Annotated in this window: 21 protein-coding genes and 1 tRNA gene; 7 read left to right on the forward strand and 15 right to left on the reverse strand. The window is 74.3% G+C overall.

The window, feature by feature from the left end; all coding sequences use genetic code 11:
- Positions 1–238: 238 nt before the first annotated feature.
- From RM844_RS12970 to RM844_RS12980, 3 genes are all read right to left on the reverse strand, one after another.
- A complete protein-coding gene (locus RM844_RS12970) occupies positions 239–1,111 on the reverse strand; it encodes an RNA polymerase sigma factor SigF (protein WP_311667244.1) in 873 nt (290 codons plus the stop codon).
- Positions 1,112–1,318: 207 nt separating this feature from the next.
- A complete protein-coding gene (locus tag RM844_RS12975; protein ID WP_311667245.1) occupies positions 1,319–2,101 on the reverse strand; it encodes an RNA polymerase sigma factor SigF in 783 nt (260 codons plus the stop codon).
- Between the two features lie 174 nt (positions 2,102–2,275).
- On the reverse strand, positions 2,276–2,434 hold the full coding sequence (locus RM844_RS12980; protein WP_311667246.1) for a hypothetical protein: 159 nt from the start codon (positions 2,432–2,434) through the stop codon (positions 2,276–2,278).
- Positions 2,435–2,698: 264 nt separating this feature from the next.
- Here RM844_RS12980 and RM844_RS12985 point away from each other — a divergent pair, with 264 nt between their 5' ends.
- Positions 2,699–4,216: a protein kinase domain-containing protein gene (locus tag RM844_RS12985; RefSeq protein WP_311667247.1), complete on the forward strand. Its 1,518-nt coding sequence runs from the start codon at positions 2,699–2,701 to the stop codon at positions 4,214–4,216.
- Positions 4,217–4,335: 119 nt separating this feature from the next.
- Here the strand turns inward: RM844_RS12985 and RM844_RS12990 are convergent.
- From RM844_RS12990 to RM844_RS13000, 3 genes are all read right to left on the reverse strand, one after another.
- Positions 4,336–4,422, reverse strand: a tRNA-Ser gene (locus tag RM844_RS12990).
- A gap of 10 nt (positions 4,423–4,432) precedes the next feature.
- The gene (gene tadA / locus RM844_RS12995) at positions 4,433–4,897 is read right to left on the reverse strand and encodes a tRNA adenosine(34) deaminase TadA (protein WP_311667282.1); all 465 of its coding nucleotides are present in this window, start codon (positions 4,895–4,897) and stop codon (positions 4,433–4,435) included.
- Between the two features lie 219 nt (positions 4,898–5,116).
- The gene (locus RM844_RS13000) at positions 5,117–5,665 is read right to left on the reverse strand and encodes a tRNA adenosine deaminase-associated protein (protein ID WP_311667248.1); all 549 of its coding nucleotides are present in this window, start codon (positions 5,663–5,665) and stop codon (positions 5,117–5,119) included.
- A 241-nt stretch (positions 5,666–5,906) separates the two neighbouring features.
- On the opposite strand from RM844_RS13000, the gene upp reads away from it, so the two are divergent.
- A complete protein-coding gene (gene upp / locus RM844_RS13005) occupies positions 5,907–6,539 on the forward strand; it encodes a uracil phosphoribosyltransferase (protein ID WP_311667249.1) in 633 nt (210 codons plus the stop codon).
- Between the two features lie 44 nt (positions 6,540–6,583).
- Here upp and RM844_RS13010 read toward each other — a convergent pair whose 3' ends face one another.
- The 3 genes from RM844_RS13010 to RM844_RS13020 form a co-directional block, all read right to left on the reverse strand.
- Complete coding sequence (locus RM844_RS13010; protein ID WP_311667250.1) at positions 6,584–7,312, reverse strand: LytR C-terminal domain-containing protein; 729 nt, start codon at positions 7,310–7,312, stop codon at positions 6,584–6,586.
- Positions 7,313–7,405: 93 nt separating this feature from the next.
- Positions 7,406–7,705 carry a type II toxin-antitoxin system VapB family antitoxin gene (locus RM844_RS13015; protein ID WP_311667251.1) on the reverse strand — a complete coding sequence of 100 codons (300 nt, stop codon included), beginning with the start codon at positions 7,703–7,705 and terminating at the stop codon, positions 7,406–7,408.
- A 171-nt stretch (positions 7,706–7,876) separates the two neighbouring features.
- Positions 7,877–9,406, reverse strand: a complete 1,530-nt coding sequence (locus RM844_RS13020; RefSeq protein ID WP_311667252.1) for a M28 family peptidase — start codon at positions 9,404–9,406, stop codon at positions 7,877–7,879.
- A 143-nt stretch (positions 9,407–9,549) separates the two neighbouring features.
- Between RM844_RS13020 and RM844_RS13025 the strand changes: the two genes are divergently transcribed.
- Entirely contained in the window at positions 9,550–10,473 is a 924-nt protein-coding gene (locus RM844_RS13025; protein WP_311667253.1) for an AEC family transporter, read from the forward strand.
- 56 nt (positions 10,474–10,529) lie between these two features.
- Here RM844_RS13025 and RM844_RS13030 read toward each other — a convergent pair whose 3' ends face one another.
- From RM844_RS13030 to RM844_RS13040, 3 genes are read right to left on the reverse strand one after another with little or no spacing between them, the layout of a single operon-like run.
- Positions 10,530–11,456 carry a UbiA family prenyltransferase gene (locus RM844_RS13030; protein ID WP_311667254.1) on the reverse strand — a complete coding sequence of 309 codons (927 nt, stop codon included), beginning with the start codon at positions 11,454–11,456 and terminating at the stop codon, positions 10,530–10,532.
- Positions 11,440–12,654, reverse strand: coding sequence for a 4-hydroxybenzoate 3-monooxygenase (locus RM844_RS13035; RefSeq protein WP_311667255.1), 1,215 nt, complete (start codon positions 12,652–12,654; stop codon positions 11,440–11,442). Before RM844_RS13035 ends, RM844_RS13030 begins: the two co-directional genes overlap by 17 nt.
- A gap of 7 nt (positions 12,655–12,661) precedes the next feature.
- The gene (locus RM844_RS13040; protein ID WP_311667256.1) at positions 12,662–13,252 is read right to left on the reverse strand and encodes a hypothetical protein; all 591 of its coding nucleotides are present in this window, start codon (positions 13,250–13,252) and stop codon (positions 12,662–12,664) included.
- Positions 13,253–13,523: 271 nt separating this feature from the next.
- Between RM844_RS13040 and RM844_RS13045 the strand changes: the two genes are divergently transcribed.
- Positions 13,524–15,047, forward strand: coding sequence for an SDR family oxidoreductase (locus RM844_RS13045; protein ID WP_311667257.1), 1,524 nt, complete (start codon positions 13,524–13,526; stop codon positions 15,045–15,047).
- Between the two features lie 231 nt (positions 15,048–15,278).
- On the forward strand, positions 15,279–16,640 hold the full coding sequence (locus RM844_RS13050; RefSeq protein ID WP_311667258.1) for a cryptochrome/photolyase family protein: 1,362 nt from the start codon (positions 15,279–15,281) through the stop codon (positions 16,638–16,640).
- Positions 16,641–16,751: 111 nt separating this feature from the next.
- Here RM844_RS13050 and RM844_RS13055 read toward each other — a convergent pair whose 3' ends face one another.
- Positions 16,752–17,858 (reverse strand): hypothetical protein, encoded by a 1,107-nt coding sequence (locus RM844_RS13055; RefSeq protein WP_311667259.1) that lies wholly within the window; start codon positions 17,856–17,858, stop codon positions 16,752–16,754.
- A gap of 167 nt (positions 17,859–18,025) precedes the next feature.
- On the opposite strand from RM844_RS13055, the gene RM844_RS13060 reads away from it, so the two are divergent.
- The gene (locus RM844_RS13060; RefSeq protein ID WP_311667260.1) at positions 18,026–20,251 is read left to right on the forward strand and encodes a terpene synthase family protein; all 2,226 of its coding nucleotides are present in this window, start codon (positions 18,026–18,028) and stop codon (positions 20,249–20,251) included.
- A gap of 205 nt (positions 20,252–20,456) precedes the next feature.
- On the opposite strand, the gene RM844_RS13065 is transcribed toward RM844_RS13060, so the two are convergent.
- Complete coding sequence (locus tag RM844_RS13065) at positions 20,457–22,817, reverse strand: rhamnogalacturonan lyase (protein WP_311667261.1); 2,361 nt, start codon at positions 22,815–22,817, stop codon at positions 20,457–20,459.
- Positions 22,818–23,166: 349 nt separating this feature from the next.
- Entirely contained in the window at positions 23,167–23,637 is a 471-nt protein-coding gene (locus RM844_RS13070; protein WP_449657323.1) for an Lrp/AsnC family transcriptional regulator, read from the reverse strand.
- Positions 23,638–23,708: 71 nt separating this feature from the next.
- Here RM844_RS13070 and RM844_RS13075 point away from each other — a divergent pair, with 71 nt between their 5' ends.
- Positions 23,709–24,197 (forward strand): rhodanese-like domain-containing protein, encoded by a 489-nt coding sequence (locus tag RM844_RS13075; RefSeq protein WP_311667264.1) that lies wholly within the window; start codon positions 23,709–23,711, stop codon positions 24,195–24,197.
- Positions 24,198–24,454 lie beyond the last annotated feature (257 nt).

A 24,454-nucleotide genomic window follows, 5' to 3' on the forward strand; every position in this document is an offset into this window, starting at 1 on the left:
GCACGAAGGGCCCGGGCGCGTAGCGCGTCCCGAGCTGTAACGGCCCGCCGAGCGGGCGCACTTCACCGAGCTGTGGAGGCGGCGGACGGCGTCGCCGAGGTGGCCCACGGCGTCCCGCGCGGCACGACCCGCCGGGGCGGCGCACGCGGGGTGTTGGGCCGGACGGCCGACCCAGGCCCGGCGACCGCGCCGGGCTGTCCCCGCCGGACCGGCGGCCGATCCGCCGGTCCGGTCCTCCTCACTCCTCGGCGGTCAGGCCCTCACGCAACTGCTGGAGCGTGCGCGTGAGCAGCCGGGAGACGTGCATCTGGGAGATGCCGACCTCCTCGCCGATCTGCGACTGCGTCATGTTCCCGAAGAAGCGGAGCATGATGATCCGCCGCTCCCGCGCCGGCAGCTTGGCCAGCAGCGGCTTCAGGGACTCGCGGTACTCGACGCCCTCAAGCGCCGTGTCCTCGTATCCGAGGCGGTCGGCCAACGAGCCCTCGCCGCCGTCCTCTTCGGGCGACGGGGAGTCCAGGGAGCTGGCGGTGTACGCGTTGCCCACCGCGAGGCCGTCCACCACCTCCTCCTCGGAGACCCCGAGGGCGACCGCCAACTCGGCGACCGTGGGCGAGCGGTCGAGCCGCTGGGACAGCTCGTCGCTGGTCTTGGTGAGCGCCAGCCGCAGCTCCTGGAGGCGCCGCGGGACCCGCACCGACCAGGAGGTGTCACGGAAGAAGCGCTTGATCTCGCCGACCACGGTCGGCATGGCGAACGTCGGGAACTCGACGCCCCGTTCGCAGTCGAAGCGGTCGATCGCCTTGATCAGGCCGATCGTGCCGACCTGGACGATGTCCTCCATCGGCTCGTTCCGGCTGCGGAACCTGGCCGCCGCGTAGCGAACGAGCGGAAGGTTCAACTCGATCAGGGTGTCCCGCACATAGCCGCGTTCCGGGCTGTCCGCGTCCAACGTGGCCAACCGCTGGAAGAGGGAGCGGGAGAGCGTACGGGTGTCGAGGTTGTCGGTCTCGGCGGGAGCCGCGTGCGGCACCGAGGGTTCGTGCGGCGCGGGAACATGCGGCGTGCCGGTCGTGGTGAGCACCTTGGAGCTGCCCAGTTCTACGGACATGCCACCCCCTTGAGGTCGGCGGGACGGGTCGCGGCGGACACCTCAGGCGGGACTCCACGAGAGGCACCCTCTCGTGGATACCGGAGCTGCCGCCTTGCCAAACGCGGTTCCAACAGAATGTCACATGTCATCAACGCGACGTAGCTTCATGTCGATAAAACGGCACAGCTGGCGTGCGAGTTCCCGGAGTTGGGTCCTTCGTTGGGCTTAGCTCTCGATCGGATTTGCGGACCTGAGCTTGCTGAACGAGCGCGCCAGCAGCCGGGAGACGTGCATCTGGGAGACGCCCAGCTCGGCGCTGATCTGCGACTGGGTGAGGTTCGCGTAGTAGCGCAACAGCAGGATGCGCTGCTCCCGTTCGGGCAGTTGCACCAGCAGGTGCCGCACCAGGGCGCGGTGTTCGACGCCGGCCAGCCCCGGGTCCTCGTAGCCGAGCCGGTCCAGCGGCCCGGGGGCGCCCTCGTCGCGGTCCCGGCCGGCCTCCAGCGAGGAGACCCGGTAGGCCCGGCCGGCGTCCATGCTGGCCAGCACCTCCTCCTCCGGCAGTCGGAGCCGCTCGGCCAACTCGGCGGTGGTGGGCGAGCGGCCGAGGGCGACCGTCAGCTCCTCGGCGGCGGCGCACACCCGCGCCCACAGCTCGTGCAGCCGGCGCGGCACGTGGACGGTGCGCACGCTGTCCCGGAAGTAGCGGCGGATCTCGCCGACGATGGTCGGCAGCGCGAAGGTGGCGAACTGGACCCCGCGCGCCGGATCGAACCGGTCGACGGCGTGGATCAGGCCGATGGTGCCGACCTGGAGGATGTCCTCCAGCGGCTCGCTCCGGCTGTGGAAGCGCAGTGCGGCGTAGCGGACCAGCGGCAGATTCGCCTCGACCAGGGCCTCCCGCACCCTGCGGTGCTCCGCGGTGCCGGCCTGGAGGCCGGCGAGCCGCTCGCAGAGCGCCTGGGTGAGCGCGCGGGCCCCGGAGCCCCTGGGCTGCGTCACCGCCACCTGCCGACCACCCCCATCACGGTGCACTCGCCACAAAAGCAGTCATAGCATCACAAGACATGCGCACTGTGCGCAAGCACCTGTTCACTCCGTGTTGGTCTGCCCAGGGTGGCGAAACTCGCCCCAACAGCGGTGCCCCGGGCGCGAATCAGGCCGGGGTCACGGGGGCGGCGCTCACGGCAGCGGGGCGAGCAGCCCGTCCACCGCGTGCGACATCGACTCGGCGAGCAACTGGGTGAACTCGCCCGAGCGTTCGGGGAAGCTGATGACGCAGTAGAGCACGCCGACCGCCAGCAGGTAGAGCCCGATCCTCCGCGCCGTCGCGATGGACATGCGTGCGCCTCCCGGGACGAGTTCCGGACACTGTTCGGGTACCGGTGCCGTCGGGGCGGCGGCGACCGGAGTAGCTGCATGGTAAGGGCCCGGCCGGACGGTGGCTCCCGGCGGGTCAGGACCGGCTCGCCCGAGACCGGTCCCGATGTCAGTGAACTCCCCTACGATGCGGAGGGATTGGCGGAGTCCGGGCCCGGCGGACGGCTGCGTAGTCTGGGCGCGTTGCCCGTCGCGTCCGCAACCCGGCTGAGGAGTGGCCTTGTAATGTCCCCGGATACCCTGCTGATGGTCGCCAATGTCGTCTGTTCGACCCTGACGGTGGTCCTGGCGGTGATGGCGGTGAAGTCGGTCCCGGTGGGGCGGGTGTTCCTCGTTCACCGGTTCGGCCGATACCACCGGACGATGGAGCCGGGGTACCGGTTCCTCATCCCCCTGGTCGAGAAGGTCGCCCACCGGGTGGACACCCGGCTGCGTGACTTCCCCGTCGCCCCGCTCTCGGTGACCACCAGGGACCGCGGCCGGATACGGGTGGAGATCAGCCTGTACGTCCAGGTGGTGGACCCGCTGAAGTCGGTCTACGGCATCGACGACCACGCCCGGGCCCTGGAGCGGCAGGCGCACCAGGCCGTCCGGGTGCTGCTCGAACCGCGTGACCAGGAGACGGCGTTGGCCGCCCGCACGGAGATCGGCTCGACGGTCGTCGAGGAGTTGACCGCGCTGGCCGAGAGCCTGGGCATCCGGATCGACCGGGTCCTGGTGAACCCGTCCGTCGAGGTGCCGGCGGTGGGCCAGGGCAGCCTCGGGCAGCAGCCGGCCCAGCTCGCCGCCGGGTCCCTCGGCCGGTCGGAGCAGCCGGCGACGCCGGCCCCGGTGCCGGCCCCCGGGCCGGTCGGGCCGCCCGCGCCGGACGGCGTGGGCCACCGGCCGTTGGCCGGCGACGACCCGCGGCTGATCGGCGGCTACCAACTGCTGCGCCGGCTCGGCGAGGGCGGCATGGGCACGGTCTTCCTCGGCCAGTCGGCCGACGGGCGGCTGGTCGCGGTGAAGGTGATCCGCGGCCAGTTCGTGGCCGACGCGATGTTCCGCCGCCGGTTCACCCGGGAGGTGGAGACCGCCCGCCGGGTCAGCGGCGAGCACACCGCGGCGCTGGTGGACGCCGACCCGGTCGGTGACCCGCCGTGGCTGGTCACCGAGTACATACCCGGCCCCTCGCTGCACCAGGTGATCAGCCGCCAGGGCGCGCTCCCCGCGCCGACGCTGTACATGATCGCCCAGGGCGTCGCCGAGGCGCTGCAGGGCATCCACGGCAGCGGCATCGTGCACCGCGACCTCAAGCCGAGCAACATCATCGTCTCCGAGGCCGGCCCGCGGGTCATCGACTTCGGGATCGCCCGGGCCGCCGACAGCTCGGCGCTGACCCGCACCGGCCACCTGGTCGGCACCCCGGGGTTCCTCGCCCCCGAGCAGCTGACCGGCGGCACGATCACCTCGGCCACCGACGTCTACGCCTACGGCATGGTGATGTGTCACGCGGGTGGCGTGGCCCCGCTGCCGGACGGGCAGCCGATCGAGTCGGCGCTGGGCATGCTGCCGACCGGGCTGCGGGACCTGGTCCACTCCTGCCTCGCGCCGGACCCGGCCGCCCGGCCGGAGGTCGCGCACATCCTGGAGCGGGTGGCGGCCCCGGCCGCCGCCACCGTCGACGCCTGGCTGCCCCCGCCGGTGCGCACCATGATCGACCTGCACGCCGCCGCCACCGTGGTCGAGCCCCAGGCCCGCTGACCCCCGAGGCCCCGCGCCGGCCGGGCGGTCGGCTGGCGCGGGGCGGGCCCGGGCGTCCCGGAACGCCGACGGCCCGGCCCCCCGAGGGGAGCCGGGCCATCGAACGTCCTGCTCAAGAGCGGTAGCGGAGGGATTTGAACCCTCGGTGGAGTTGCCCCCACACTCGCTTTCGAGGCGAGCTCCTTAGGCCGCTCGGACACGCTACCGGGAGAGAGCCTATCCCACGTCGTGGGGTGCTTCGAAACCGGGGGTGCGGAAGAAGTCGGTCAGCAGGTCGGCGCAGTCGGGGGCGAGGACGCCGGCGATGACCTCGGGGCGGTGGTTGAGGCGGCGGTCGCGGAGGACGTCCCAGAGGGAGCCGGCCGCGCCCGTTCTGGCCTCCCTGGCGCCGTAGACGACCCGGCCGACCCGGGCCAGCACCGCGGCGCCGGCGCACATGGTGCACGGTTCGAGGGTGACGACCAGGGTGCAGTCGGTCAGCCGCCAGTCGCCGAGGCGGCCGGCGGCGCCGCGCAGCGCGAGGATCTCGGCGTGCGCGGTGGGGTCGTTGGCGACCTCCCGTTCGTTGTGGCGCTCGGCGAGCGGCGGCCCCGCCGGGCCGCCGGGCCCGAGCAGCACCGCGCCGACCGGGACGTCGCCGGCCGCGCCGGCGCGCGCGGCCTGGGCGAGCGCCCGGCGCATGGCCGGGCGCCAGGGATCGCGCAGCGGGTCGGCCGGGGCGCCCGCCGCGGGTTCGTTCGGTGGCTGATGGTTCAACGGAGATTCAACGCGGGTTCGGTCGGCCGGAGTTCGGTGCCGGTGGCGGATGGTTCGGATCGGGTTCCCGGGGCGCGGTCAGCGCTGGCGTGGCCGACCGCGGCCCGTCGGCGGTGCGGGTGGGCCGGGGTCACCCGCCCGTCGTCACCTGACCGCCTCCAGGACGTCGGCGCAGCCCAGCGCGTCCGCGATCTCGCCGAGCGCGTCGTCCGGGCTGAGCGTGAGCACGGTGCTGGTGTCGATGCCGAGGTCGCTCAGCAGGCCGGCGTCCCCGACCGGCCCACGGGGCGCCGCCTCGCCGCTCGCCGGCTCCTCGTCGGCGTGGTCCGCCGCCTCGTCGGAGTCGTCGTCGGTGCCGTCCTCGGTGCCGTCCAGGTCGACCATCCGCTCCAGGGAGTCGGTGGACGTCGGGGAGCGGCCGAGGAGTTCGTCGGTGAGCAGGATCTCGCCATAGGCGCTGCGCAGCGCCCGGGCGGCGTCCGAGACGAAGACCCGGGGGTCGTCCTCGCCGTCCACCCGGACCAGCCCGAACCAGGCGCCCTCCTGCTCGATGCAGACCAGCACCGTCTCGTCGTCCGGAACGGCCGCGCGGGCCAGCTCGGCTAGCTCGTCCAGACTCTCCACGTCGTCAAGCTCTGTATCACTCGCTTCCCAACCATGATCGGTCCGCGCGAGCAGTGCGGTGAAGTACACCGTGACTCTCCCCACTCGGTTCGGCAGTGCCCTTGAGCATCGTGGCAGATAAGGGGTGCGCTGTCGGGTAACTCGGCAGTTCGCCCGCGGTATGTCCGCTGTGTCGTTCCCGGTTCTCCGACACGGCGCCGCCGGGTACCACTCTCCACGTCGCCGCCGCGCCGTGTCCACCTGGGGGGCACATACGGCGAGCGCGGCGCTGCCGGTCGGCGGTTCGAGGGCGTTCGCTACTGTCGAACACATGCGGACTCATGTCGTCGACCACCCGCTGGTGGCGCACAAGCTGACCACGTTGCGCGACGAGCGCACCGACTCCCCCACGTTCCGGCGGCTGGCCGACGAGCTGGTCACGTTGCTGGCCTACGAGGCGACCCGTGACGTCAGGACCGAGCAGGTGGACATCCGGACGCCGGTCACCGGCACGACCGGGGTGCGGCTCTCGCACCCCCGGCCGCTGGTGGTGCCGATCATCCGGGCCGGGCTCGGCATGCTGGACGGCATGGTGCGGCTGCTGCCCACCGCCGAGGTGGGGTTCCTGGGGATGATCAGGGACGAGCGGACGCTGGAGGCGTCCACCTACGCCAACCGGATGCCGGAGGACCTTTCGGGGCGCCAGGTCTACGTGCTGGACCCGATGTTGGCGACCGGCGGCACCCTGGTGGCGGCGATCAACGAGCTGATCCGGCGGGGCGCGGACGACGTCACGGTGATCTGCCTGCTGGCCGCGCCGGAGGGCGCGGAGCGGCTGGAGGCCGAGCTGGCCGGTGCCCCGGTGACGGTGGTGACGGCCGCGCTGGACGAGCGGCTCAACGAGGACGGCTTCATCGTGCCCGGCCTCGGCGACGCCGGCGACCGGATGTACGGCACGGCCTGACGGCCGGTCGGGGGTGCGGGGCGGGAACGGGGGTTGGTGGCCGGTCAGCAGTCCTCGGCCCGGTCGTCGGCCGCGGTCCTGGCGGCGAGGTCGGCGAGCAGCGTCTCGGCCTCCTCGGCGCTGGTCAGTTCGGTGAAGCCGTCGCCCAGCACCAGGTCGACCGCGGCGGCCGGGTCGGTGGCCGGCGGGTCCGCGTCGTCCGCCGCGTCGTCCGCCGCCTGGTCGGTCACCGGGGCCACGTCGAGCGCGTCGCCGGTCTCGGCGTCCGCGAGCTGGGTGGTGAGCAGGGCGACGGCGCCGGAGGCGTTGGCCGCCTCGCTGCCCAGCACCAGGCCCGGCGCGCTGACCTGGCCGTCCAGCTCCTCGGGCGCGTTGCTGACCGCGCCGATGGTGAAGCCGCGTTCGGCGAGCGCGTCGGCGGTGTCCTGGGCCAGGCCGGTGCGGGTGGTGGCGTTGTAGACGTTGACGGTGACGGCGGTCGGCTCCGGGAGCGTGGCCTCCGCGGCCTGTTCAGCGTCGCCGTCGGCCGGCTGGCAGGCCCCGGCGTCGCCGGCGGCGGGCCTGGCCCGCGGGGAGCCCTCGGCCGAGTCGCCCCCGGTGAACACGTCGACGAGTTGCAGGGTGCCGAAGCCGAGCAGGCCGACCGCCGCCACCGCGCCGACCGCCGCCAGCACCCGGCGGCGGTGCCGACGTGGGCGGCGCATCTTCGGGTAACGGTCACCCGTGACACGGAACTTCTTGCCGCCCATGCCGGGGGGCGTCAACATGCTCATGACGGCAGCGTAGTCAGACTTTTGGTCACGGCCCAAGAAATGATCAGCTGAAATGCTGACGCGGCACGAACGGGGCAACCCGCCCCGCTTCGGTCAGTCGCCCAGCTCCAGCACCCGGGCGTGCAGCACCTGGCGCTGTTGCAGCGCGGCGCGCACCGCGCGGTGCAGCCCGTCCTCCAGGTAGAGGTCGCCCTGCCACTTCACCACGTGGGCGAACAGGTCGCCGTAGAACGTGGAGTCCTCGGCGAGGAGCGTCTCCAGGTCCAGCTGCTGTTTGGTGGTCACCAGCTGGTCCAGGCGAACCGGGCGCGGGGCCACGTCAGACCACTCCCGGGTGTGGTCCCGGCCGTGGTCCGGATAGGGCCGTCCGTTTCCGATGCGCTTGAAGATCACACGGAGAGCCTACCGGGCGCGGTGCTCCCGTCGCAGCCTCCCGGCGTGGTAAAGGCGGCCGGCGTCCGGGCGGGCGACGGGAGCACCGGCCGGACGCCGGCCGGCGCCCCGGCGAGTCGAGTGCGGGGTCGGGTGCGGGGGTCGGGTGTGGGCTCGGGTGCGGGGCTGGCGTCAGGGCTGGTCGACCGGGGCCGGCAGCGCCCAGGCGTAGCGGCCGACCGCCTGGGCGATCGCCGCGGTGTGGGTGGCGAGGCCGGCGGGGTCGATGTTCTCCAGGGTGTCGCAGTCCCGGTGGTAGCAGGGGTCGTACGGCTCGCCCGCGGTGCCGCCCCAGAGGGCGGCCTCCTCGTCGGACTTCAGCCCGTCGCCGCCGGCGAAGGTGCCGCCGGCCGGGATGCCGGCGGCCAGGAACGGCGCGTAGTCGCTGCGGTCGTCGAACGGGGTCGGCCTGGCGGTCGCCGCCGACCCGCCCAGGAACGCGGTCAGGTCGGCGCTGATCGCGGCGGAGCGCGGGTCGCGGTCGGCGCCGTCGTAGACGAACAGCCCGTGGTTGGGCGAGCCGATCATGTCGTAGTTGAGGTAGAGCGCGACGGCCGCGCGGTCCGCCGGCGACAGCTCGGCCACGTGGTGTTCGGCGCCGCGCAGGCCGTGCTCCTCGGCGGACCAGAGCGCGAACCTGACCCGGTGCGGGTGGCCGCCGGCCGGCGCGGCCTGGGCCAGTGCCTGGGCGGTGGCCAGCACCCCGGCGGCGCCGGAGGCGTTGTCGTTGATGCCGGGCCCGGCGGCGACCGAGTCCAGGTGGGCGCCGACGAGCACCACCTGGGACGGGTCGCCGCCCCTGGTCTCGGCCAGCACGTTGACGGTCTCCCGGTCCTCGACCAGCTCCCGCAGGTCGAGGCGGACGGTGAGCGGGGTGTCGGCGGCGCGGGCGGCGGCGGCCAGCTCCAGGCCGTCGGCCTGGGCGAGGCCGCCGGTGGGCAGTGCCGCCGGGTCGGGCTCGCCGAGGGTGCCGGAGAGCCGGCCGGGCTCGGAGTTGTAGACCAGCACGGCGGCGGCGCCCGCGGCGGCGGCGTTGGCCTGCTTCTGGGCGAAGGTGCAGTCGCCGCGCGCCAGCAGGGCGACGTGGCCGGTGACGTCCCGGCCGGCGAAGTCCTCGGCGGCGCAGCCGGCGCCGCCGTCGCCGTGCGCGCGGATCTCGACCAGCGGGGCGGTCAGCCCGCCGGGCTCGGTGTTGCCGGTGTAGGAGAGGGCGTGCACCTCGATCTCCCGCTCCGGGTCGCCGAGCACGGTCAGCCGCTCGGCGACCGGCTCCCGGTAGGGGAAGGTGAAGTGCTCGTAGGTGACCTGGTAGCCGGCGTCGGCGAGCACCCGGCCGGCGTACCGGGCGGACCGCTCGTGGCCGGCGGAGCCGGCGGCCCGGTGGCCGTCCTCGGCGTCGGCGATCTCCTGGAAGACGCCGAGGTGGTGGAGCGCGTCGGTGTCGGTGAGGCCGGCGACCATCCGGCCGGCCAGCTCGGCGCCGCGCGCCTGGGCCGGCGTCGGCTCGGCGGCCGTCCCGGCGGCGCTCGCGGCGGCCGTCCCGGCGGCGCTCGCGGCGGCCGTTCCGGCGGCGACGGCGGGGGTGGCGGACGGGAGCGGCGACGGTGGGGCGAACGGGGTGGCCAGCGCCAGTGTGAGCGCGGTCGCAACCAGAGCGATCATAAGACGGGACGTTATGCCAGATAGTGCGACAGAAGGTTGAACAAGATCGGCATGTTTGGAGGGATTTCCGGCGACTCGTGGCATGTCTCGACAGGTGGGCGACCGATTGACGGCCACTCGGCGGGCGGCGGAGGGTTCGGTGCATGCGTGGGGTGCTGACCGGATTCGTGATCATCGCGTCCGTCATCGCCGTCGGCTACCTGCTCGGCCGGCGCGGGGTGCTGGGCGAGAACGGGCGGCAGGTGCTCACCCGGCTGGCCTTCCAGGTGGCGACCCCGGCGCTGCTCTTCACCACCGTCTCCGCCGCCGACCTGTCCGCGCTCTTCTCCAGCCAGCTGCTGGTGGCCGCCGCCGCCGTGCTCGCGGTCGCCGGCGGCTACGTGCTGGTGGCCGTCCTGCGGGGCTGGGGGGTGGGGCCCACGGTGGTGGGCGCGCTCTGCGCCGGCTACGTGAACATCGGCAACCTCGGCATCCCGGTCGCCGTCTACGTGCTGGACGACATCTCGCTGGTGGCGCCGGTCCTGCTGTTCCAGCAACTCGTCATCACCCCGGTGGTGTTGACCGTGCTGGACCACACCACCCAGCCGGCCGGCGCGCGGCAGGGCACCTGGCGCCGGCTCAGCACCCCGTTCCGCAACCCGATCGTGCTGGGCTCGCTCGCCGGGGTCGCGGTGGCCGGCTCCGGCTGGAGCCCGCCGGCCGCCCTGCTGGAGCCGGTGGTGCTGCTGGGCAACATGGCCGTGCCGGCGGTGCTGCTGGCCTTCGGCATCTCGCTGTACGGCAGCGAGCTGCCGGCCCGCGGCCCGGAGCGCGGCCAGGTGCTGCTGGCCGTGCTGCTCAAGGCGGCCGTCGCCCCGCTGCTCGCCTGGCTGCTGACGCTGGCCGTGGGCCTGGACCAGGACGCCCAGCTGGTGGTCGTGGTGACGGTGGCGCTGCCGACCGCGCAGAACGTCTTCACCTACGCCTCGCACTACGAGGTCGGCACCCGGCTGGCCCGCGAGTCGGTGCTGCTCTCCACCGCGCTGGCCGTGCCGGCCCTCGTGGTCATCGCCGCGCTGCTCGGCTGACCGCCGCCGCGCCCGCCACGACGTGCGGGGCGCGGCGGCGGTCAGCCGGGGGCGGGTCAGAGGCCGGTCAGCTGATGGACCACCAGGCCCAGCAGGGCCATGCCCAACAGCACCACCGGGTACAGCGAGGCGCGGTTGAAGACCATCAACGCGACCTGCGGCTGACAGCCGCGCAGCAGCCGCAGCCCCGGCAGCACCAGCGCGTAGCCGCCGGCCACCACCGTGCCGGCCACCCCGAACAGCCCGAAGTGCGGCAGCGCGGCGAACATCATGCCCACGCTGGTCGCGTAGGCCACCAGCAGCGCCGCGCAGGCCAGCAGCCCGCTCAGCCGCCGCCCGTAGACCACCGGGATGGTGCGCACCCCGAGGTGGACGTCCTCGTCCACGTCGGCCAGGTCGTTGACGATGTTGCGGCCGCCGATCTCCCAGGCGGCCAGCCACAGCGCGAACAGCCACAGCACCGGCTGGTCCACGGCGCCGCTCACCGCGAACCAGCCGACGCAGCCGCCGAGCGCGACCATCACGCCGGTGAGCAGGGCCTTGTACGGGGTGACCCGGGCCAGCTTGCAGTAGACCGCCTCCAGCAGCCCGGCGGCCACGAAGAGGACCACGCACACCCAGCTGAGCAGCGCGGCCAGCACCAGCGCCGCGGCGCCGAGCGAGGCCACCCAGGAGGCGGCCACCGTCAGGCTCAGCCGGCCCTGCGCCAGCGGGTGCCGCACCCCGGCGCTGTCGATGTCGAACCCGTCGAACTCCCGCAGGTGGTCGAAGCGCTGCTGGTCGATGCTCGCGTCGATCAGGTCGTTCACGGCGAACACCGCGAAGAACGCGGCGAACGCGGCCACCCCGCACAGCAGCACCCGGCCCGGCGAACCGCCGCCGGCCAGCAGCAGCCCGAGCATCGGCTGCGCCACGCTCAGCGTCGCCTGGGTGCCGCGGGAGAAGCCGTAGAGGGCGCGGACGTTCTCAGTCAGGACCGTCATCGCAGCCCTCCCGCACGCCGGAGCCGACGTAGCGGTGCGCGAAGGCACGGGCCCGCGCCCCGGGCGTCGCCAGCCGGCGCACCGTGGCCAACCGCTCGGCCAGCTCCTTCGCCGGGTCCGCGGCCGGGTCGGCCGGCAGGTGCAGCAGTGCCAGCAGCCACTCCGAGAAGCCGAGCACCCGCCGGACATCGGCCAGCCGGGCGGCGCTGTAGCCGGCCAGCGGCCCCTCGTCGCCGTCCCGCAGCCGGGCCACCAGGGCGTCCGCCGCCGCCGCCGCGTCCGCGATCGCCAGGTTCATGCCCTTGGCGCCGGACGGCGTCAGCACGTGCGCCGCGTCCCCGGCCAGCAGCAGCCGGCCGTGCCGCAGCGGCGTCAGCACGCTGCTGTGCATCCGCAGCATCCGCACCTCGGGCAGCGCGCCGATGGCCGGCACGCCCGCCGGGTCGCCGTCCGCCAGCCGGGTGCGCAGCTCCGCGACGATCCGCCGGGCCGGCCAGGCCGTCACCGGCTCGCCCGGCGGGCACTGGAGATAGAAGCGGCTCAGCCGCGGCCCCCGCGGCATCATCCCGGCGAAGCCCGCCCGGTGCACCGCGTAGCGCACCCCTTCCGCCGGCCGGTCCACCTCGGCCAACACCGTCAGCCAGTCGTAGGGATAGCGGCGGTTGTGGACGCGGTGCCCGGTGGCGGGCAGCGCGGCACGCGATATGCCGCGGAAGCCGTCGCAGCCGACCACGTAGTCGCATTCGATCTCCATGCCTTCTTCGCACTCCAGCCGGGCACGCCGGCCGGTGATGTTCGTTACCGCCCGCACGGTATGGGAGAAGAACGGGGGGGATCCGGCCTTCTCCAGGGTGGCGACCAGGTCCCGTACCAGGCTCTGCTGCGGGTAGACGTAGTGTTGGCGCCCGCCGGAGTACGCTCCGTAGTCCACTCGAACGGTGTGCCCCAGACAGCGGAAGTCGCACCAGTCGTGGCGGGTCGCCTCGACCAGCAGCCGGTCGGCCAGCCCCTGCGAACGCAGCCAGCGCACCGTCCGGTCCTCCACCAGGCCGGCCCGCTGCCGGCCCTCCACCCGCACCCGGCTGGCGCGCTCCAGCACCACGCAGTCGACGCCCTGCCGCGTCAACGCGTTGGCCAGCGCCAGGCCGGCCGGGCCGGCCCCCACGATGCCGACCTGGGTTCGTCGTCGGCTCCTCACTGGCACCTCAACCCGCCGGTACGTAGGAGGGGTTGAACAGCTCGTTGATCAGCACCAGCGGCAGGTCGCGGTGCCAGACCAGGTAGGTCTTGAAACAGGCCGGGCGGTTGTCGCCGCCCTGGCCCCAGGGGCGCCGCCCCGTCTCCAGCAGGGTGCGGCGGTGCCCGGTGCCGGCCTCCGTGAGCGCCCGACCCAGCGGCACCGAGGTGCTGGTCAGGCAGTGCTCGATGGCCGGTTCCAGGTCCAGCCTGGCCACCACGTGGTTGACCGAGAGCGGCTCGCCGCAGGTCCTGGTGGTGGCCGTGTGCCGGACCAGCACGCCGGTGTCCTCGGGGGTGCGCAGCAGCGCCGCGACCCCCTCGCCGGTCTCCCGGGCGGTCACCCGTAACTGCGCCAGACAGCGCAGCCGCAACGATTCTCCGGACATGGATTCCAGCAGGGTGGTCGTCTGGCCCTCGCTGCTCAGCACTATCCGGGTGAGCGGCGAGGCGAAGCCCCTGGTGTGTTCCAGCGGCCGGCCCCGGCCCAACCGGGGCTCCAGGGGGAAGGACAGCGGGAAGACCAACGGAAAGACACCCGACGGTGTCGGCAACGACATTCTGATCACTCCTCACCGTGGGCATTCGACAGGCCAACGGTGGGGAGCCCCGAGAGGTCACGGCCCATGGGCGGGGGCGAACAGAGAACCGAGGATTCGTTCCGCTTTCCGGCCCCGGAGGGGTCTGGTGCCTGCTCTCGCCGCTGTTTCGGGGCCCACGGCCGTTCGGGAGTCGGTTCCGCTTGCGGCCGGTGACGGCTCGGCCAAGCATGGTGACCAGCGACGACCGCGCGGCCGTCGCACCGCGCCAGGACCGGACCCGGAGGCACCCATGGGGCAGGCCGAACCGCCGCTGCGCACGCTGGTCACCGGCGCCACCGGCTATCTCGGGGGCCGGCTGGTGCCGGAGCTGCTGGCCGCCGGACACACGGTGCGCTGCCTGGCCCGCCGGCCGGCCAAGCTGGCCGACCGGCCCTGGATCGACCGCGTCTCGGTGGTGCGCGGCGACCTGACCGACGCGGACTCGCTGACCGGGGCGCTGCGCGACATCGACGTGGCCTACTACCTGGTGCACGCGCTGGGCGGCGGCGCCGACTTCGCCGAGACCGACCGGCGCGCCGCCCGCACGTTCGGGGAACGGGCGCGCGCCGCCGGCGTGCGGCGGATCGTCTACCTCGGCGCGTTGATCCCACCCGGCGTGCCCGAGGAACGGCTCTCCCCGCACCTGCGGTCCCGCGCCGAGGTGGGCCGGCTGCTGCTCGCCTCCGGGGTGCCGACGGCGGTGCTGGGCGCGGCGGTCATCATCGGTTCCGGTTCGGCCTCCTTCGAGATGCTGCGGCACCTGACCGAACGCCTTCCGGTGATGACCACCCCGGCGTGGGTGCGCACCCGGGTGCAGCCGATCGCGGTCCGCGACGCGCTGCACCTGCTGGTGGGCAGTGCCCGGCTGCCCGACTACCTCAACCGGCGGTTCGACATCGGCGGGCCCGACGTGCTCACCTACCAGGACCTGATGCGCCGCTACGCGCTGCACACCGGGCTGCGCCGGCGGCTGATCCTGCCGGTCCGGGTGCTCAGCCCGCGGCTCTCCAGCCTCTGGGTCGGGCTGGTCACCCCCGTGCCGAGCCGGCTGGCGCGGCCGCTGGTCGAGTCGCTGCGGCACGAGGTGGTCTGCCACGAACAGGACATCACCTGCTACGTGTTGCCGCCGCCCGGCGGCTTCCTCGGCATCGACGCGGCGCTCCGCCAGGCGGTCCGGCGGGTCGGCGCCGCCGAGCCGCTCGGCCCGGCCGAACGGCCGGCGCCCGCCGACCCGATGCCCGGCGACCCGCCGTGGGCCGGCGGCGACCTCTACACCGACCAGCGTGAACGGGTGGTGCACGCGCCCCCGGACGCGCTCTGGCGGGTGGTGGAGGGCATCGGCGGCCGGAACGGCTGGTACTCGGCGCCGTTGGCCTGGGCGGTGCGCGGCTGGCTCGACAGCCTGCTGGGCGGCGTCGGGCTGCGGCGCGGCCGGGCCGACCCGGTGCGGCTGCGGCTGGGGGAGGCGCTGGACTTCTGGCGGGTCGAGGCGCTGGAACGCGGCACCCGGCTGCGGCTGCGGGCCGAGATGCGGCTGCCGGGCGACGCCTGGCTGGAGCTGGCCGTCGGCCGGGACGCGGCCGGCCGCACGGTCTACCGGCAGCGGGCGCTCTACCACCCGCGGGGGTTCGTCGGGCACCTCTACTGGTGGGCGGTGGCGCCGTTCCACGCCTGGATCTTCGGCGGGATGGTCCGCAAGATCGCGGCGCGCGCGGAGGCCAGCGCGCACGCCGGCGCGAGCGGTGGGCACCTGGCCGCCGGCGCCCGCCCGTGACCGCGGCACGGTGGTGACATGGGCGGTGGTGACGTGGGGCGGTGGCGCGGGACGGGGCGTGCGGGGGCGGGCGCCGGTCGCGCCCGTTGCGGGACACGCGCCCCGCAACGGGGCCGCGCGCCCGCGCACGGCGGGGTTCCGGGCCGACCCGGCTACCGTCGAGGCGCCGCTCGGCGGCGTCGCGTCACCCGCACCACGCCCGCAGCACAAGCATCCCGTTGGGAGACCCCGGTGGACGTCTCGATCGCGCTCTTCACCGCCGACCTGCGGCTCCGCGACAACCCCGTGCTGCGCGGCGCGCTGGCCGCGGCCCGGCGGGTGGTGCCGCTCTTCGTGGTGGACGAGGGGGTCGCCGCCCGCGGCTTCGTGGTGCCCAACCGCGCCGCCTTCCTCGCCGACGCGCTGGCCGAGTTGGCCGACGAGCTGGCGGAGCGCGGCGGCCGGCTGGTGGTACGGCGCGGCGAGGTGGTGGCGGAGACCGCCCGGGTGGCGGCCGAGACCGGCGCCGGCGAGGTCCATCTGGCGGCCGGCGTCAGCGCGTACGCGCGCCAGCGGGAACGGCGCCTGCGGGGGGCGCTCGAAGCGGACGGGCGCGCCCTACGGGTCCACGACGCGGTGCTCACGGTGGTCCCGCCGGGCCGGCTGACGCCGGCCGGGAAGGACCACTTCGCGGTCTTCACGCCCTACTTCCGCCGCTGGGACCGGGAGCCGGTGCGCCGCCCGCTGCCGGTGCCCCGGACGGTGCCGGTGCCGGCCGGCGTGCGGTCCGAACCGCTGCCGGACGGCGCCGCCCTCGCCGAGGGGCGCCCGTCGCCAGGGCTGCCGCGCGGCGGCGAGGCCACCGGCCGGCGGCGGCTGGCCGCCTGGCGCCGGGGCCGGCTGGCCGACTACCACGAGCTGTCGGACGACCTGGCGGCCGACGCCACCTCCCGGCTCTCCCCCTACCTGCACTTCGGCTGCCTGTCGCCGACCGACCTGCTGCACCAGGCCCGGCGGGCCGGCGGCCCGGGCGCGGCGGACTTCGTCCGCCAGTTGGCCTGGCGCGACTTCCACCACCAGGTGCTCGCCGCCCGGCCCGCCGCCGGCCACCGCGACTACCGGTCGCACGGCGACCGTTGGCGGGACGACCCGGCGGCGTTCGCCGCCTGGCGCGCCGGGCGCACCGGCTTCCCGGTGGTGGACGCGGCGATGCGGCAGCTGTGCCACGAGGGCTGGATGCACGGGCGGGCCCGGCTGCTGGTGGCCAGCTTCCTCACCAAGACGCTCTACCTGGACTGGCGGCTGGGCGCCCGGCACTTCCTCGACCTGCTGGTCGACGGCGACCTGGCCAACAACCAGCTGAACTGGCAGTGGGCGGCCGGCACCGGCACCGACACCCGGCCCAACCGGGTGCTCAACCCGCTGACCCAGGCCCGCAGGTTCGACCCGGACGGGACCTATGTCCGCCGTTGGGTCCCGGAGTTGGCGCGGATCGAGGGGCGCGCGGTGCACCAGCCGTGGCGCCTGCCGGCGGGTGAGCGCCCCGACTACCCGGCGCCACTGGTCGACCTGGCCGCCGGCGCCCGGCGGTTCCAGCGGGCCAGGGAACGGTAACCGCCCGCCGGCGCGCACCACCCCGACACCCGCCGGCGTGCGAGCCTCCCCACACGCCCCTCGCCGTAGTACCCGCGACCCCCGCAGCGACCCCCGCGCCCGCCCGCCGGCTCACTCGCCGCCGCCACCCCCGCCACCGCCACCGTCCCCGCCGTCGCCCCCTCCGCCGCCGCCCCCGTCCCCGCCGCCGTCCCCACCCCCACCGTCGGCACCGCCGCCCTCCGCGCCCCCGCCGTCGCCGCCCCAGCCGTCGGCCGCGCCGCCGGGGCCCGAGTCGTGCCGGTGCTGCCGCAGGCCGGTGTACCAGGGCTGCTCCCAGACCACCGGATCGGACGGGTGCGGCAGGGCCCGTCGGCCGCCGAACCGGACGGCGCCGTTCGCCTCACCCAGGCCGAAGGCCACCGCGAACAGGTGGGCCAGCACCGCGTCCAGCGGGTCGAAGGACTCGTGCCGGACGTCGGCCAGCGGCATCGGCCGGTCGCCGATCCGCCGCAGCTCGGCCGGCCGCGGCGCGGTGAGCGTCGCCACCGGCCGGCCGTTCCTGGTCAGTTGGCTGGACCGGGAGTTCCGAGGCGTCAGTGTCCAGAACGAGCCGTCGTGCCCGAGGCCGACCGACCGGTTGATCCCCCGCCAGCCGTCGTCGAACTCCAGGGTGGCCCGGGCGGGCCCCACGGTCACCGTCAACTCGTCGAGGCAGCCGCGGAATCCGGCCGGCCGCCCGTAGCCGCCGCGCAGCCGGACCTGGGGCGCGCCGGCCGACCACACGTCGGCCCTGACCAGCCGCCGGTCCACGGCGACCGTGATGGCCTGGCCGTGCGGGCCAGGCGCCTGCCGGCGGGCGATCCACAGCGGGACGCCGACCCCGGCGGCCTCCGCCTCGGCCCGCCGCACCTGGTCCTGGCCGCCGGAGCGGCGGACCGCCAACGGGCCCAGGGCGGCGGCGAAGGCGGCGGCGTTCCGCACCTTCAGCGGGCGCGCGGCGCCGCTGATCCGGATCACCGGCACCCGACCGGGGCCCTGGGGCAGCGCGGACAGCGGGCGTTCGGTGCCGCCGCCCCCCATCCAGCGGCCGCGCAGCCAGGCCTCGGCCATCGCCACCAGGTGGAGTTCGTCGAGGGGCAGCCGTTCGCCGCCGATCCGCAGCTCCCACTCGGTGAGTTGGACGGCCGGGCTCAGCGGGTTCCAGGACCGCCTCTCCGCGTAGTGCGTCTGTGCCACGTGCCCGGCCCCCGTTCCGCGACCCGTGGGGGTCGTCGTCCTGCCGCCGCCAAGGTGCTGCGTACATCTCATCTGACTTATTTGCGGCCCGGGTAGTTCCAGCGAACCAGGGGTAGGGCTGTCTGCCGATCGGGCGACGTGAGCAGACAAACAGAGAAGACACCACCATGGCACAGCCGTTCGCACTGCCGGACTTCTACCTACCGCACCCCGCGCGGCTCAGTCCGCATCTGGAACACGCCCGCGCGCACACCACGGCGTGGGCCCGCCGGATGGGCATGCTGGAGGGCTCCGGCATCTGGACCGAACAGGACCTCGCGGACCACGACTACGCCCTGCTCTGCGCCTACACCCACCCCGACGCCACGGCCGAGGGCCTGGCCCTGGTCACCGACTGGTACGTGTGGGTCTTCTTCTTCGACGACCACTTCCTGGAGATCTTCAAGCGAAGCCAGGACCGCGTCGGCGGCAAGGCCTATCTCGACCGGCTGCCCGCCTTCATGCCGATGGACGGCACCCCGCCCCCCGAGCCGACCAATCCGGTGGAGGCCGGCCTCGCCGACCTCTGGGCGCGCACCACCCCCGCGATGTCGGCCGACTGGCGGGCGCGCTTCGCCGAGAGCACCGAGCACCTGCTCAACGAGTCGCTCTGGGAGCTGTCCAACATCAACATCGGCCGGGTGCCCAACCCCGTCGAGTACATCGAGATGCGCCGCAAGGTCGGCGGCGCCCCCTGGTCGGCCGGCCTGGTCGAGTACGCGGCGGGCGCCGAGGTGCCGGCCCGGGTCGCCGGCTCCCGCCCGCTGCGGGTGCTCCGGGACAGCTTCTCGGACGGCGTCCACCTCAGGAACGACCTCTTCTCCTACCAGCGGGAGACCGAGGAGGAGGGCGAACTCTCCAACGGCGTCCTGGTGTTGGAGACGTTCCTCGACTGCACCACGCAGCAGGCCGCCGACTCCGTCAACGACCTGCTGACCAGCCGGCTCCAGCAGTTCGAGCACACCACGCTCACCGAACTCCCGGCGCTCGCCGTCGAGGCCGGCCTCGACCCGGCCGAGCAGGCCGCCCTGTTCGGCTACGTCAAGGGCCTCCAGGACTGGCAGTCCGGCGGCCACGAGTGGCACCTGCGGTCCAGCCGCTACATGAACGAGGGCGCCGTCGAGGCACGTTCGTCGGGCGCTGGCCCCGTCCCGCTGCCGTTCGGGCCGACCGGCCTGGGCACGGCGGCGGCCGAGCTGGGCCGGGGCGCCGGGCGGCTCGGCGGGCGCCGGCTGCGCACCTTCACCCACCTCCCGCACCCGGTCGGGCCGTCCCGACTGCCGGACTTCGAGATGCCGTTCCAGGTCCGGCTCAGCCCGCACCTGGACACCGCCAGGCGCCATGTCGTCGAGTGGGCCCACCGGATGGGCCTGCTCCAGCCCCAACCGGGCCAGCCCGCCTCACACATCTGGGACGAGGCCGACCTGGTCGGCTACGACTTCCCGCTCTGCGCCGCCGGCATCCACCCGGACGCCACCGTGGACGGGCTCAACCTCAGCTCCGCCTGGCTCACCTGGGGCACCTACGGCGACGACTACTTCCCCGTCGTCTTCGGCCGCACCCGCGACCTGGCCGGCGCCCGCGCCTGCGTCGCCCGGATGTCGGGCCTGATGCCGGTGGACGGCGAGCCGCCCACCGTGCCGCTGGACGCCATGGAACGCGGGCTGCTCGACCTGTGGCAGCGCACCGCCGGGCCGATGACGGTCGAGGCCCGCCGCGCCTTCCGCGCCACCATCGAGGACATGACCGCCAGTTGGCTCTGGGAGTTGGAGAACCAGCTGTTCAACCGGGTGCCCGACCCAGTGGACTACGTCGAGATGCGCCGGATGACCTTCGGCTCCGACCTCACCATGAGCCTCTGCCGGATCGGCCACGGCCGGACCGTGCCGCCCGAGGTCTACCGCAGCGGCCCGATGCGCTCCCTGGAGAACGCGGCCGCCGACTACGCGGCGCTGCTCAACGACGTCTTCTCCTACCAGAAGGAGGTCGAGTTCGAGGGCGAGCTGCACAACGGCGTGCTGGTCGTGCAGAACTTCTTCGACACCGACTACCCGACCGGGCTGGCCATCCTGCACGACCTGATGAAGGGCCGGATGCGCCAGTTCCAGCACGTCGCCGCCAACGAACTGCCGGTCCTCTACGACGACTTCCAGCTCGACGCGGAAGCCCGTCAGGTGCTCGCCGGCTATGTGAAGGAGTTGGAGAACTGGCTCTCCGGCATCCTGCTCTGGCACCAGGACTGCCACCGGTACAAGGAGTCCGACCTGCGTCGGGCCCGCGGCCCCCGGGGCCTCGGCACCGCCGCCGCCCACCTGGCCAGGCCGCGCCCCGGCGGCGTCGCCCTGCTGGGCTGAGCCCGCTCGGCCCGCCAACGGCCCCAGCCCCCGCCCGCGCGCCGGCCAACGGCCGCGGGCCCGGCCACGGAAGTCCGTGGCCGGGCCCGCGGGGCGGCCCGCGCCCCCGTCGCCTCGCAACGGGGGCGCCGGCCGCCGTCCGGGTCGGGGGTCCCGGTCGTGCGGGGTGGCGCCGCTCGGCGGGCGGCGGCCACCCCGGGTTCGGTCAGTCGCGTCCCGGCAGCGGCACCCGCGACCAGTCCATGTCGGAGGCCAGGTAGAAGCTCGGGTAGGCCGGCTGGTTGTAGGTGGTCTGCTGCCGGGCGATCTCCGCCCGGTACTGCGGGTCGTGCATCAGCGTGTACAGCTTGTGGTCGGTGACCTCGGTGCTGGTGTAGATCCGGATCGCCGAGCTGTCCTCGGTGCGCAGCAGCAGCTCCTCGCGCCAGTCGCCCCAGATGTCAGCGACCAGCGACGGGTTGCCCTTGGTGTGGTTGTTGGTGCGGGTGCCGTCGGCGGTCAGCAGCGTGCCGCGGGTCCAGTCGTCCACCGTCGGGGTCACCTCCAGCGCCCCGTTGACCAGCTGGGTGGTCGGCTCGGGACCGAACCTGATGCTCATGTTGGTGCCCGGGATCGCGTCGCCCAGCCGCTCGCCGGCCGCGCTCCACAGGCCCACGCCGTTGGAGCCCCAGGTCTCCAGGCCCGGCACGTCGGGCAGCACGTCGCCGATCATGCCGCGCCCGGTGTCCACGCCGGTGTAGCCGCCGTGCAGCACCTCGCCGGTGGCCGCGTCCCGCAGCGCGTGGCCCAACGGCGCCCAGGCGCCGCCCTCGTGCACCGTGAAGATCTCCAACCCGGGCCGGTCCGGGTCGATGTCGGCGACGTGCATCGCGTCGCCGTGGCCCAGCCTGGCCTCCTCACCGGGGGTGGCGCTCTCCGGCGGCATCAGGTGGCTGGAGCTGTAGAGCAGCGAGCCGTCGTCGTCCAGGGTCGCCGAGCCGTAGACGATCTCCTGCCGGCCGTCGCCGTCCACGTCGGCCGAGCTGAGCGAGTGGAAGCCCTGGGTGGTCAGGGTGCCGTACTCCGGGTCGGTGCCGTCCACGCCGTGCGGCGAGTCGTTGAACGGGTTGCTCATCGGGGCGAACCCGCTGTCCACCGTCCACTCCTGACGGATCTGGCGGCCGTCCCAGCGGTAGGCGGCCAGGGTGGAACGGGTGTAGTAGCCGCGGGCGAAGACCGCGGACGGGGTCTCGCCGTCCAGATAGGCCACGGTGGCCAGGAAGCGGTCCACCCGGTTGCCCGGCTCGATGCGGCTCATGGCGTAGTCGCCCCACATCAGCCCGTCGTCGTGCCGGTCCGGCCAGTAGCGCACGGTGTCCAGCTCGCGCCCGGACCGGCCGTCCAGCACCGTGAGGTACTCCGGCCCGTCCAGGATGAAGCCCTCGAAGTCCCGCAGCACGTTCCGCGCGCTCCGGGACGGCGCGTAGACGTCCACGAAGTAGTCGGCCAGCTCCTCGGCGTCCGCCCGGGAGAGCGGGTAGGAGCGGGTCGGCTCGATGCCGAACGCCTCCTCCAGGGTGGCCGGCCAGTTCCCCGCCACCACCTCGGGGTGCGACGACCAGCCCTGGAACATGTCGACCAGGTGGTCGAAGTACTGCTCGGCGCTCAACCGGTGGTCGTCGCTGTGCCGGTGCCCGGCGCGCACGTCCTCGCGGGGCATCGTCACGTGGTGCTCGGAGGTCGGCCGGCCCTGCGGGTTGTACCGGGTGATCTTGGTGCCGGGCGCGGTCTTCAGCATCAGCTCCGCGCGGCCGTCGCCGTCGAAGTCGGAGACCAGGAACTGCGTGTAGTGCGCGCCGGCCCGCACGTTGACGCCGAGGTCCACCCGGTAGAGCAGGGTGCCGTCCAGCTCGTAGGTGTCGAGGTAGACGTTGCCGGTGTAGCCGACCTGGGAGACGTCCTTGGAGTTGGACGGGTCCCACTTGACGATGTACTCGTAGGCGCCGTCGCCGTCCACGTCGCCGACGCTCATGTCGTTGGCTGAGTAGGTGTAGCTCTCGCCGGCGGGGGTGACGCCGTCGGCCGGCCTGGTCAGCGGGATCTCGTGGTAGCGCTCCGAGGCGGGGCTGATCCGCGGGCTCCGCCGCTGCTCCCGGCCGTCCACGATAGCGGCGACCTGGTAGCTGGAGGCCGAAGTCCCGTCCGTGTCCAGGAAGTTGGTGCTGTCGGTGACGGTGGTCACCGGGCGGCCGTCCCGGTAGACCCGGAAGTCGGGGCCGGCCACGCCGGTCTCGGTGTGGCCGGTGGCCTCCGGGCCGAGCAGCCGCCAGCTGAGGAAGACGCCCTCCTCGGTGCTGACCGCGACCAGGCCCCGGTCCAGCTCCTCCAACTGCGGGCCCGAGTCGCCGTTTCCATGGCCGTGGCCGTTCCCATGGCCGTTCCCGTGGCCGCCGGGGGCGTTGGCCAGCGCGCCGGGGGCGCCGCCGGCCAGGCCGGTGGTCAGCAGGGCGGCGGCCAACAGCGCGACGCCCGCCCGGCGTCCGCCGCGCGTCGGGCGCCGACGGTCGGTTGGTCGTGGAGGTCTCATGCGGGTCCTTCCGGCGGTGAGAGCGACGGGGGTGCTACGGGTCCTGCGACTGCGGCCCCACTCGTATTGACACGATTCAGTTGGCGGGGCGAGCTGCTCGCCAGCTGCCGCCCAACCCCAACGGTGAGTGGTGGTCGGTGGGTCGAACGGCGCGACTGAGTCGTTTCAAAGCAAGGGGGTGGTAACGGGCTCGAAAGAACGGGGTGGCCGTGACGCTACGAACCGGGCGCAGCCGCCGTCAAGGGTCGGGTAAGGGCTTTCTTCGCTGACGCCCCGTCAGCCAGGACGGCCGTTCCCACCAACTTCCCTGCCTCAGTGTGGCGTTGCGGCCGCCCGGCCCGCGACGCGGTCACGGCGGGGTGATCGGGCGGCCGGCGAGCGGACTGGAGTAGACGACGCTGGTGGTGACCGAGCCCAGTCCGGCGATCCGGCCCGTGACGCCCTCCAGGTGGCGCATGGAGCGGGCGAGCACCTTGAGCACGAAGCAGTCCTCCCCGGTCACATGGTGTGCCTCCACGATCTCCGGGGTGCTCGCGACCAGGTCGTGGAACGGCTTGTAGTGCCCCGTCGGGTAACGGAGCCGGACGAACGCCAGGATGTCGAGACCCAGCCGCTCCGGGTCGACCACCGCCGCGTAGCCGCTGATCACCCCGCTCTCCTCCAGGCGCCGCACCCGCTCGGTCACCGCGCTGGCGGACATGGCGACGGCCCGCGCCAACTCCGCGTAGCTGGCCCGTCCGTCACGTTGCAGGGCGGCCAGCAGCCGTATGTCGGTCTCGTCCAGGGATTCCTCGGTCATCCGCTCATCCTGGCACGTGATCCCCGGTCGTGGCCGGGGAACGCCGGGGATCGTCGGTTCCAGGGTGAGGGTGGGCTGCCTAGGGTCGAACCATGACCCACACCCCCGTCGCGCCCCCGGCCGACCTCGCCGGTGGCCCCGGCCCCCATCCCCGACCGGCCGAGGCCGCGGCCTACTTCGCCGCCCGGCTCGCCTTCCAGACCGACGTCTCCGACGTGCACGCCGCGCTGGAGTCCGGCGCCCCCGGCTTCCGGCTGGTCGACTCGCGCGGTGCGGCCGGCTGGCGCCAGGGCCGGATACCGGGCGCCCTGCACCTGCCCACCGCGGACATCCCGGCCCGGGCGGCCGAACTGCTCGACCCGGCGCTGCCCGTGGTCACCTACTGCTGGGGCCCCGGCTGCGACGGCGCGACCCGGGCCGCCCTGGCGTTCGCCCGACTCGGCTATCGGGTGCGGGAGATGATCGGTGGCATCGAGTACTGGATCCGGGAGGGCTTCCCGGTGGCGGACGCCGCCGGCGTCGCCCGCCGCCCCGCCGATCCGCTGACCGCCCCGCGCGGCGCCGCCCCCTGCGCCTGCTGAGGTCCGGCGGCCGGCCGCCCCGGGCGCGCGCGCCGCGGTGGCCGCTCGCGCCGGTCCGTGCCACGGTGGTGCGGGAGCGGCGGCCGCAGGACGCCGCCTGGCCCGGAACCGGATGAACAGGCGTCCCGAGCCGCCCGGTTGGCCCGGTCGCGCGCTCGCCGGGCGATGACCCACGGGCCCGTGCCGAACCGGCGAGAGCGCGCGCCATGACGCGGCCGGCGAGGTGTGCGTGGCGGCCGGCGCCGGCCGCCACGCAC

Origin of the sequence: Streptomyces chisholmiae (genome assembly GCF_031845445.1) — a bacterium.
Taxonomy (GTDB): Bacteria; Actinomycetota; Actinomycetes; order Streptomycetales; family Streptomycetaceae; genus Streptomyces; species Streptomyces chisholmiae.

What these genes read in the sequence shown, in the direction of transcription:
- RM844_RS12970 (WP_311667244.1), bottom strand. Translation starts at nt 1,111, where the DNA reads ATGTCCGTAGAACTGGGCAGCTCCAAGGTGCTCACCACGACCGGCACG.
- RM844_RS12980 (WP_311667246.1), bottom strand. Translation starts at nt 2,434, where the DNA reads ATGTCCATCGCGACGGCGCGGAGGATCGGGCTCTACCTGCTGGCGGTC.
- RM844_RS12985 (WP_311667247.1), top strand. Translation starts at nt 2,699, where the DNA reads ATGTCCCCGGATACCCTGCTGATGGTCGCCAATGTCGTCTGTTCGACC.
- tadA (WP_311667282.1), bottom strand. Translation starts at nt 4,897, where the DNA reads ATGCGCCGGGCGCTCGCCCAGGCCGCGCGCGCCGGCGCGGCCGGCGAC.
- upp (WP_311667249.1), top strand. Translation starts at nt 5,907, where the DNA reads ATGCGGACTCATGTCGTCGACCACCCGCTGGTGGCGCACAAGCTGACC.
- RM844_RS13010 (WP_311667250.1), bottom strand. Translation starts at nt 7,312, where the DNA reads ATGAGCATGTTGACGCCCCCCGGCATGGGCGGCAAGAAGTTCCGTGTC.
- RM844_RS13020 (WP_311667252.1), bottom strand. Translation starts at nt 9,406, where the DNA reads ATGATCGCTCTGGTTGCGACCGCGCTCACACTGGCGCTGGCCACCCCG.
- RM844_RS13025 (WP_311667253.1), top strand. Translation starts at nt 9,550, where the DNA reads ATGCGTGGGGTGCTGACCGGATTCGTGATCATCGCGTCCGTCATCGCC.
- RM844_RS13030 (WP_311667254.1), bottom strand. Translation starts at nt 11,456, where the DNA reads ATGACGGTCCTGACTGAGAACGTCCGCGCCCTCTACGGCTTCTCCCGC.
- RM844_RS13040 (WP_311667256.1), bottom strand. Translation starts at nt 13,252, where the DNA reads ATGTCGTTGCCGACACCGTCGGGTGTCTTTCCGTTGGTCTTCCCGCTG.
- RM844_RS13045 (WP_311667257.1), top strand. Translation starts at nt 13,524, where the DNA reads ATGGGGCAGGCCGAACCGCCGCTGCGCACGCTGGTCACCGGCGCCACC.
- RM844_RS13060 (WP_311667260.1), top strand. Translation starts at nt 18,026, where the DNA reads ATGGCACAGCCGTTCGCACTGCCGGACTTCTACCTACCGCACCCCGCG.
- RM844_RS13065 (WP_311667261.1), bottom strand. Translation starts at nt 22,817, where the DNA reads ATGAGACCTCCACGACCAACCGACCGTCGGCGCCCGACGCGCGGCGGA.
- RM844_RS13075 (WP_311667264.1), top strand. Translation starts at nt 23,709, where the DNA reads ATGACCCACACCCCCGTCGCGCCCCCGGCCGACCTCGCCGGTGGCCCC.